Genomic DNA, 9,263 nt, shown 5'->3' with positions numbered 1-9,263 from the left:
ATGTCAGGCAGCGCTTCCGATCGCGTCGCCGTGGTTATCCCGCGCGCGCGCATCTTGCCATTGCTGATGTACCCGACTAATGGCGCCGGATTGCTAAAGAGAAGCTGCACCTGGCCACCGAGCAGATCGGTGATCGCGGGGGCAACGCCGCGATAGGGTACGTGCAGAATATCGAGTCCGGCCTCCTGCTTGAACAACTCCGCGGTAATGTGGGTGATGCCTCCGACGCCGCCTGAACCGTAAGTGAGCTTGCCCGGATTTGCCTTGGCATAGGCGATGAACTCGGGGAGCGTTTTGGTGGGAACGGATGGATGCACCACCATCACAAGCGCGCCGCGGATCAGGCTCGCAACCGGCGCAATGTCGCTCATGAAATTGAAATCTAGATTTTCGTAAAGCGTCGCATTGATCGCGTTCGGTGAGCCGACGAGCAGCAGCGTGTATCCGTCCGCGGATGCATGTACGACCGTCTCTGTGGCGATATTGCCGCCTGCGCCAGGCCGGTTCTCGACCACGAATTGATGACCGAGCCGCTCCGACAACCATTGTCCGATCAGACGCGCGAGAATGTCATTCGGGCCGCCGGCGGCGAAGCCGACAATGATATGCACCGGTCGCGCCGGATAGGTCTGCGCCCAGGCTAAACGGGATACGGTTGGGAGCGCAGCAGCGGCGCCCGACAGACGCAGAACTTGGCGACGCGAAACCCTCACAGCGTGCTCCTGTCCCTGCTCGCGTTCATCCTGTTGCCCTTACCGGCCGAGGATAGTTGATGCCGCCATAAACGGATAAGGCTATTATCTGATCCGATCATCTCAAAACCGAAATGGGTGACACGGGATGCAGTTGAGCGATCGAATCGGAAGCCGAATAAAGCTGCAAGACCTGCACGTGCTAATGACGGTGGTTCGGGCCGGAAGCATGGGAAAGGCGGCAGTCATCCTCAATACCACCCAGCCCAACGTTTCAAGATCAATCGGCGATCTGGAGCACGCGCTGGGCGTGCGCCTGCTCGACCGCCACCAGCGTGGCGTCGAACCGACCGAATGCGGCCGCGCCTTGCTCGATTGCGGAGTTGCCGTGTTCGATGACCTGCGCCAGGGCGTGAAGAAGATCGAGTTTCTTGCCGACCCGGCAGCAGGGGAAGTGCGGATCGGAAGCACTGCTTTCCTGGCTGCCAGCTTCGTTTCGGCGCTCGTCGATCGCCTGTCTCGCCGTTATCCGCGGATCGTATTTCATCTCGTGACCGGATATATCGACATGCTGCACCAGCAACTGAGCGAGCGTAACGTCGATCTCCTGATTATACGGAGCTTTGGTGCCGTCACTGACGAGCGACTGGATTTCGAATTTCTTTTTGATGATTCCTATGTCGTGGTCGCGGGCGCGAACAATCAATGGGTTCGGCGTCGCAAAATTGAAATTGGAGAACTGGCAAGTGAATTATGGGTGTTGCCACCGCCGGAGAGTGTGATCGGATCGATCGTGAGCGAAGCCTTTCGCGCCGCCGGGCTCGATTCCCTGCGCCCGACTGTGATCACCGACTCCCCTCACATGCGGATCAGCCTGCTGGCAACCGGCCGGTTTGTCACGGTTTTCCCCGCATCCGCGATCAAATTCCTCAACGTGGCCTCTCAGCTCAAGATCTTGCCTGTCGAACTGCCGAGGGCAAGGCGGCCAAACGGGATCGTGACGGTGAAAAATCGCGCTCTCAGTCCCGTCGCGCAGCTGGTTGTTGAATGTGCTCGCGAGATTGCGAAGCCGCTGGCGAAACGAAAATAACCCGGCGCTATGCGCGCAACTTTGAGATAGCGGATCGGCTTGCATCCGGGCGGACGGCCAGTTTCTCAAATCGAAAGAGACCGCAAGTTCCGAGATATGTTTAGTGGTGCATAACCGATAGCGGGCGGTGCCAGCGCGCAGATCCTTTTCGGCGCTGGCACAAATATCAATCCGCTTTGCTTCAGTGGGTTCGCGCGATCAGCAGATCGTCGAACTTCTTTCCCGACCTCAGTTGCGCGGCCACCCAGCGCGGCTGCTTGCCTCGTCCGGACCAGGTCTCTGCGGGGCGCTCTGGATTGCGGTATTTAGGATAGACCTTGGGATAAGGTCGGCGCGCCCGCTCGCCGTTTTGGTTGGGCCGGCTTATTTGAGCCAGGCGACGGTTTAGCTCGTCCTTTTCAGCGTCCAGCTTCGCCGACAGGATCGCCCGTATTTCCTCGTGCAAAATCCACAGCTCATTAGCGGACATCATTGCAAAGTTTTGGTCCTTCACCTTTCGCCTCCCCAATGTCTTTTACGCTGACCGGCGCTGGTGATGCTCGTTTGCAATCCGGCTTTGGCGTCATCGCGACCAAATTGCGTCAATCCCCAAGTCTTTTCTTGCCCCAAGTCTTTTCTTGGCTCCGAAACAGGTTGTGGCGCAGCAAAACACCCTCCCAGGAGGGGCCGCGAAAGTAGTTGCGCGTCGTCGAAAAAGCGTCGGATACCGGACTTAAGCCGGCCGCCCGGGCGATGGCGGTCCGCATTATCGATCACATCCTCTTGATATCAGGGCCTGCGCCGTCACCTGAGGGGACCCGGTGCATCGAATCCAGCTCTCGGTTTGTTGATTGGGGGAAGGTCATGACACGACGACGCAAGCTTGAAAAATTTGGAGAAACCGATGCGAAATCCTGAATCGACCGCTCAGATCGCCGGGCATCCCATTCATCCGATGCTCATTCCCTTTCCGATCGCCTGTTTCGTTCTGACGCTGCTCTCTGACCTCGCGTTCTGGAAAACTTCCAACGAGTTCTGGTCGAATGCGTCTCTTTGGCTACTCGGCATTGGGCTCATCCTGGCCGCGCTTGCGGCCGTGATGGGACTCATCGACGTTTTCGGAGACGCTCAGATCCGCAATTTAACTGATGCCTGGTTACACGCGGGAGGCAACGTGATTGCTGTGCTGATCGAACTCTACAACTGGTATTCGCGATACGAGCATGGAACCGCCGCTGTGATCCCGACAGGCCTGGTGTTGTCGGTGATTGTCGTTCTGATCCTGCTATTCACCGGTTGGAAGGGTTGGGAGATGGTCTATCGCCATCGCGTCGGTGTGACCAATCAGTTGCCGTGATCGGAGGTCAGAGACCACGACACCGCTTGGCTATAACCGATCGACGTGAGATGGCGATCTCGTTTAGCGCGAAAAACGGCATCGCCAGCTGCGTCTAGCTTTTTCTTTCGGCACGTTTTTTCACGCGAACCGGCATCGGCTTCGCTCAAAAACGCTTTAGATTTTCCAGAACGTCGGCAATGTCGGCTCGAGCCTGCCGCCGATCCGCACCGGCGCGATCCTCAGCGCCAACCCGGTCGCATCATCCGTCTCCACCGCGACGCCGCTCAAGGTCGCAAGACCCAGCGCCGGCTCGAAACGGCTTGACGGAATGCCGGAGGTGAAGCGCCGCAGCGGTTCTTCCTTCTGCATGCCGATGATTGAATCATAGTCGCCAGTCATCCCGGCGTCGGTCATGTAGGCGGTACCTCCCGATAGTATCTGATGATCGGCGGTCGGCACATGCGTGTGGGTTCCGACCACCAGACTGGCACGGCCATCGCAGAAAAAGCCGATCGCCTGTTTTTCGCTCGACGCCTCGCAATGAAAATCCACCACGATGGCGTCGGCGGCTCTGCGCATCGGACAAGCCTCGAGTTCGCGATTGATCACTGCGAACGGATCATCGAACGGAGTCATGAAGACGCGTCCGAGGGCATTGATGACAAGCGCGCGCTTGCCGTTCCTGGTGTCGACTAGCGCGGTGCCGCGCCCCGGCGTGCCCTTTGGGTAATTCGCCGGCCGAACCAGCCGCGGCGCGCGGTCGATGAAAACCAGCGCCTCGCGCTGATCCCAGGAATGATTGCCAAGGGTTATGGCATCGGCGCCGGCATCGACAAATTCCTGATAGATCGCCTCGGTGATGCCGAAGCCGCCGGCGGCGTTCTCGCCATTGACGACGACGAGATCAAGCGCCCAGTCGCGGATCATGCCCGGCAGATGCTCCGAGACGGCGGTGCGCCCTGCCCTGCCAACGACGTCACCGACGAAAAGAATGCGCACCTGATGAACTCCGGAAGTCGAACGCTCGGCTGTCCGTTAGCACATAATCCAATGCGACGTCGTGCTCCAACGCCGGCACGGCCTCGACTTCCTGCACGCCAAAGGCAAGGCCAATCGCGGTGATCGGCCTCGATTTGCGCAGTTGCACGAGTGTTCGATCGTAATGACCGGCGCCATAGCCGATGCGGTGGCCGGCCTTATCAAAGGCTGCCAACGGCACAAGCACGATCTCGGGCGTAATTTCGGCAGCGCCGGGAGAGGGCTCGAGAATGCCGAGCGCGCCGCGCATAAGTCGGTCGTCGGCCGACCAGGTCCGAAATCTCAAGCCTTGGGCGCGCGCCGTGATCACCGGCAGCGACAACCGCGCGCCTTCCGCCGCAAGTCTTCGCATCAACGGAGCCGGATCAACCTCGCCGCGGATCGGCGAATACCCCGCGACCACCACGCCGGGTTTGATTGCAATCGGCAGGCCGCGTTGCGCGATTATCTGCGCTGCCGCTGCGCGATGTTCGTCCGTCAACGCCTCGCGGGCGGCGAGTGCTGCCGCACGGAGTTCGGCCTTTTGCGGAGGATTCGACATTGCCCCGTTTTGGCCGGGCTTGTCCCGGCCATCCACGCCTTAGTTGTTCAGACACTAAAGACGTCGATATGAGCGACGTCTAGCGCCAAGACGCGCTTCGCGTTTCGCCCGGCATCACGACGACGATCAAAACCGCGATCACGTGACACAGCGGCTGCGAGCGTTGACGAAGGATAGTGAAGCAGGGAGTTAGTCGATGGCAGAAAGAAAAGTGCGAAGCCGCGATGGCCGTTGGAGCACTCGATCCCGGAGTTCCCTACGAAAGTAGGTGGGCACCATATGACCGGATCCACGGACCCGGCCAGGGACAGTTCCCTGAAGGATCGATAAGGCCCCGGGGATATATGGCTCCTGACGCGCGACACAGCTTCGCAGAGCCAATGTAACCATGCTTGCCGGGGATCGCCAGCGCTAACCCGCGTGATGGTCAACCAATGGCAACCCCGCCGCCAATGGTGCGATTCAGCACTTGCGTGGTTTTTTCGATGCGATCGGCCGCCGCATTGAGTGCGTTGGCGACCGCGGCCTGGGTCGCGCGTGCACGATCGACCGCCGCCAGCCGAACATTGCGCAGCGCCTCCAGCTCCTGTTCGAGATTGCGGATTCGTTGACCGGCATCCAGCAGCTCGTCACACGCGGTGAGCGCCGCCATCACGGTCAGCCGCGCGTCTCCGATTTCGCCGAACTTGCCGCGCAGGCTTTGGATGCGTGATTCAAGATCTTCCGCGAGTTTCAGGAGCCGAGCCTCCTGCCCTTCCTCGCAGGCCATCCGATATTGCCGCGCGTTGATCGTGACGTTGATATGGCTCATGAGTCCTCTTCGGCGTGGAGTACCGAACGTATCGTGCCGATTGCGACGTCAAGCCTGTCGGCGATTTCGCGATTGACGCGCTCCAGCCGGCGCGATTTTACCAGCGATCCGTCCAGTTCATCGGCGAGCCGGGAGCGATCCGCGCCCAGCGCTTGAATCCGGCTCGCCAGCTCGTTTTCGTCCCGGTCCGCTTCTCGACGTCGCTCCACCGCGCTCTCCAGCGCCTCGAGCGCTGTCATCAGCCGGCGCGTCGCGGCGTCGATATCGACCGATGAGGGCTCGTTGGCCGAGCCGTTGGCGGGGCGATCGCTCATGAGAGACAATGCGGACCTTCCCTGAGCCGACCGCCCGAAACTTGCGGTTCGGCAAGCGTTTAGAGGCTGAAATTTACGAGGCAAGTGAGGCGAGCGCAACGCCGATGGCGAGCTATGCACCGCAAAGCAACTTTTCCGCCCAACCGCGCGTTTCACTGCCTTGGACTCCCGGAACCGAGATGCTATCCAGCCCTGACTTCCCGTTACCAGCAACGCTTGCGCCGAGACCGTTCGCCGTGTGCCGGATCGTCACCAAGCAGCTCATTTCAGGCGGATTTCCCCCATGACGCTCGTCGATCACTCCCGTATGGCCAATGCGATCCGCGCGCTGGCGATGGACGCGGTCGAGAAGGCGAAATCGGGCCATCCCGGCCTACCGATGGGCGCGGCCGACGTGGCGACGGTGCTGTTCACGCAATTTTTGAAATTCGACGCCGCCGACCCGCGCTGGCCGGACCGTGATCGCTTCATTCTTTCGGCCGGACACGGTTCGATGCTGCTCTATGCGCTGCTGTACCTGACCGGCAACCAGGACGTCACCCTCGACCAGATCAAGAACTTTCGCCAGCTCGGCTCCAAGACGCCCGGCCATCCGGAGAATTTCATTACTTCCGGGATCGAAACCACCACCGGTCCGCTGGGCCAGGGCGTTGCCTCATCCGTGGGAACGGCGCTGGCCGAGCGGCTGCTGGCCGCGGAATTCGGCGAGGACATCGTCGATCATCACACCTACGTGTTGTGCTCCGATGGCGACCTGATGGAGGGCGTGAGCCATGAAGCGCTTGCGCTCGCCGGACACCTGAAGCTCTCCAAACTGATCTTCCTGTATGACGACAACGGGATCACTATCGACGGGCCGATCACGCTGACCGACAATGTCGACCAGGTGGCGCGCTTTAAGGCCCATGGCTGGAACGCAGTCCAGATCGATGGCCATGATCAGAAGGCCATCGCCAGCGCGATCACGAAGGCGCAGGATTCCGACCGCCCCTCGTTGATCGCCTGCAAAACCACCATCGGTTTCGGCGCGCCGCATAAGGCCGGCACCGCCAAAGCCCATGGCGAGCCGCTCGGCGCCGAGGAACTCGCCGGCGCCAAAAAAGCGTTGGGTTGGAATTACGGGGCGTTCGAAATTCCGGATGACGTATTGCAGGCCTGGCGCAACGTCGGAAAACAGGGCGCCAGTGCGCATGCCGAATGGCGCGGCCGCTTCGATAAGAAGCCCCAAGCGCAACGCAGCGAATTCATCCGGCGCGTGATCGATCGCAAACGTCCGCCCCGCCTGGGCGATGCGATCAACAAGCTCAAGGAAAAGCTGGTGGCGGAGCCACCGACCCTCGCCACCCGCAAGGCGAGCGAGATAGTGCTGGACGTGCTGGTTCCCGAAATGCCGGAACTGCTGCTGGGTTCAGCTGATCTGACACCTTCCAATAACACTCGCACGAAGGGCCTGAAGGAAGTGACGCCCGGCGATTTCAGCGGCCGCTACATCCACTATGGCATTCGCGAAATGGGCATGGCGGCAGCCATGAACGGTATCTCAACGCACGGCGGCTTCGCACCGGCCGGCGGCACCTTTCTGTGTTTCACTGATTACGCGCGGCCCTCGATGCGCATCGCGGCGCTCTCGCACACGCCGGTGGTCTATATCATGACCCATGATTCTATCGGCCTCGGTGAGGACGGCCCGACGCATCAGCCGGTCGAACACCTCGCAGCACTTCGCGCGATGCCGAATATGCGCGTGTTCCGACCCGCGGACGCGGTGGAGACCGCCGAATGCTGGCAACTGGCGCTGGAAAATACCGCCGGCCCGACGGTGCTTGCGCTGTCACGCCAAAACCTCACGCCAGTGCGCACGTCGGCGCACTCGGACAATTTGTGCAAGCACGGTGGCTATGAACTGGTCGCGGCCAAAGGCGAGCCAAAGGTCTCGCTGTTTGCCTCCGGCTCGGAAGTTGAAATCGCCGTCGCTGCGCACAAGGAGCTTGCCGGACGCGGCATCCCGGCGCGCGTCGTATCAGTGCCCTCGCTCGAATTGCTGCTAGCGCAACCACCGGACCGGCGGAAAGCAATCATCGGCGCAGCGGGCGTGAATATCGCGATCGAAGCCGCGGTGCGGTTCGGCTGGGATGCCGTGATTGGACCGGACGGGATTTTCATCGGCATGAGCAGCTTCGGCGCCAGCGCGCCTGCCAAGGCGCTGTTCAAGCATTTCGGCATTACCGCTGAAGCGGTCATTGAGGCTGCGTCAAAGCGGCTTGGTGCAAAGTAGGCCTATCGGAACATTCGGGACTATGATGCATTGCAGCGTCCGACATTCCGCAATAGATCACCTTTAACGTCAAACGGGCCAAAAATGGCCGCAAAACACGCGATTTCGAAGCTTTAGGAGAGAGCGAATGACAGTCCGGGTCGCAATTAACGGGTTTGGCCGCATCGGCCGCAATGTGCTCCGGGCAATCGCCGAGTCCGGGCGGAAAGATATCGAAGTGGTCGGGATCAACGATCTCGGCCCGGTCGAGACCAACGCACATCTGCTGCGCTTTGATTCCGTTCACGGCCGCTTTCCCGGCACAGTGACGGTCGAAGGCGATTCCATCAGCGTCGGTAATGGCAAGATGAAGGTCTCGGCAGAACGTGATCCTGCCAAGCTGCCGTGGAAAGAACTGGGCGTCGATATCGCGCTCGAATGCACCGGCATCTTCACGGCGAGGGACAAAGCCTCGCTACATCTCACAGCCGGGGCCAAGCGCGTGCTGGTGTCGGCGCCCGCCGAGAACGCCGATGCGACCATCGTTTACGGGGTCAACCACGACAAGCTGACCAAGGACCACAAGGTTGTCTCGAACGGTTCCTGTACCACCAATTGCCTCGCGCCGATTGCGAAGGTGCTGAACGATACCGTAGGGATCGAGACCGGCTTCATGACCACGATCCACGCCTACACCGGTGACCAGCCGACGCTCGATACGCTGCACAAGGACCTCTATCGCGCCCGTGCCGCGGCCCTGTCGATGATTCCGACCTCGACGGGCGCAGCCAAGGCAATCGGCCTCGTGCTGCCGGAATTGCAGGGCAAGCTCGATGGCGTGGCCATTCGCGTACCGACGCCGAACGTCTCGGTGGTCGATCTAAAAATCGTGGCTTCGCGCAAGACCGACAAGGATGAGATCAATGACGCGATGAAGCGCGCGTCAGAGCAGCAACTCAAGGGCATCCTGGCTTATACCACCGCGCCCAACGTCTCGATCGATTTCAATCACGACCCACATTCCTCCACACTCCACATGGACCAGACCAAGGTGCAGAACGGCACGCTGGTGCGAGTAATGTCGTGGTACGATAATGAATGGGGCTTTTCCAACCGGATGGCGGACACCGCCGTGGCGATGGGGAAATTGCTCTGATTTCGCCACCTTTCAAGCACCGACGAGGCGCTTGAAAAAGGCGCGCTTC

At 60.5% G+C, this 9,263-nt stretch carries 10 protein-coding genes and 1 other RNA gene; 4 read left to right on the top strand and 7 right to left on the bottom strand.

Features of this window, described 5'->3' with window-relative positions:
• The coding region (locus tag VJV58_RS07600) for a Bug family tripartite tricarboxylate transporter substrate binding protein (RefSeq protein WP_324136726.1) at window positions 1-713 on the bottom strand (713 nt) is incomplete at its 3' end.
• Between the two features lie 127 nt (window positions 714-840).
• On the opposite strand from VJV58_RS07600, the gene VJV58_RS07595 reads away from it, so the two are divergent.
• Window positions 841-1,782 (top strand): LysR family transcriptional regulator, encoded by a 942-nt coding sequence (locus VJV58_RS07595; RefSeq protein WP_324136725.1) that lies wholly within the window; start codon window positions 841-843, stop codon window positions 1,780-1,782.
• 181 nt (window positions 1,783-1,963) lie between these two features.
• Here the strand turns inward: VJV58_RS07595 and VJV58_RS07590 are convergent, their stop codons facing one another.
• Window positions 1,964-2,275: an H-NS histone family protein gene (locus VJV58_RS07590; protein ID WP_324136724.1), complete on the bottom strand. Its 312-nt coding sequence runs from the start codon at window positions 2,273-2,275 to the stop codon at window positions 1,964-1,966.
• A 390-nt stretch (window positions 2,276-2,665) separates the two neighbouring features.
• On the opposite strand from VJV58_RS07590, the gene VJV58_RS07585 reads away from it, so the two are divergent.
• Entirely contained in the window at window positions 2,666-3,118 is a 453-nt protein-coding gene (locus VJV58_RS07585; protein ID WP_324136723.1) for a DUF2231 domain-containing protein, read from the top strand.
• A gap of 156 nt (window positions 3,119-3,274) precedes the next feature.
• Here the strand turns inward: VJV58_RS07585 and VJV58_RS07580 are convergent, their stop codons facing one another.
• The 5 genes from VJV58_RS07580 to VJV58_RS07560 all read right to left on the bottom strand — a co-directional run bounded on the left by VJV58_RS07580 (window position 3,275) and on the right by VJV58_RS07560 (window position 5,804).
• The gene (locus VJV58_RS07580) at window positions 3,275-4,099 is read right to left on the bottom strand and encodes a TIGR00282 family metallophosphoesterase (protein ID WP_324136722.1); all 825 of its coding nucleotides are present in this window, start codon (window positions 4,097-4,099) and stop codon (window positions 3,275-3,277) included.
• Window positions 4,077-4,679, bottom strand: coding sequence for a 5-formyltetrahydrofolate cyclo-ligase (locus tag VJV58_RS07575; RefSeq protein ID WP_324136721.1), 603 nt, complete (start codon window positions 4,677-4,679; stop codon window positions 4,077-4,079). The genes VJV58_RS07580 and VJV58_RS07575 overlap by 23 nt, the downstream gene beginning before the upstream one ends.
• 212 nt (window positions 4,680-4,891) lie before the next feature.
• Window positions 4,892-5,052: non-coding RNA, 6S RNA (ssrS, locus tag VJV58_RS07570), on the bottom strand.
• A gap of 54 nt (window positions 5,053-5,106) precedes the next feature.
• The gene (locus tag VJV58_RS07565) at window positions 5,107-5,490 is read right to left on the bottom strand and encodes a cell division protein ZapA (protein WP_324136720.1); all 384 of its coding nucleotides are present in this window, start codon (window positions 5,488-5,490) and stop codon (window positions 5,107-5,109) included.
• Window positions 5,487-5,804 (bottom strand): DUF4164 domain-containing protein, encoded by a 318-nt coding sequence (locus tag VJV58_RS07560; protein WP_324136719.1) that lies wholly within the window; start codon window positions 5,802-5,804, stop codon window positions 5,487-5,489. Before VJV58_RS07560 ends, VJV58_RS07565 begins: the two co-directional genes overlap by 4 nt.
• Window positions 5,805-6,087: 283 nt before the next feature.
• On the opposite strand from VJV58_RS07560, the gene tkt reads away from it, so the two are divergent.
• Both tkt and gap read left to right on the top strand, forming a co-directional pair.
• On the top strand, window positions 6,088-8,079 hold the full coding sequence (tkt, locus tag VJV58_RS07555; RefSeq protein WP_324136718.1) for a transketolase: 1,992 nt from the start codon (window positions 6,088-6,090) through the stop codon (window positions 8,077-8,079).
• Window positions 8,080-8,206: 127 nt separating this feature from the next.
• Window positions 8,207-9,214: a type I glyceraldehyde-3-phosphate dehydrogenase gene (gene gap, locus VJV58_RS07550; protein ID WP_324136717.1), complete on the top strand. Its 1,008-nt coding sequence runs from the start codon at window positions 8,207-8,209 to the stop codon at window positions 9,212-9,214.
• The last annotated feature ends 49 nt before the right edge of the window (window positions 9,215-9,263 follow it).

It is taken from the genome of Bradyrhizobium sp., from assembly GCF_035273305.1.
GTDB lineage: Bacteria > Pseudomonadota > Alphaproteobacteria > Rhizobiales > Xanthobacteraceae > Bradyrhizobium.
This window is presented reverse-complemented; position numbering and strand designations above follow the sequence as displayed.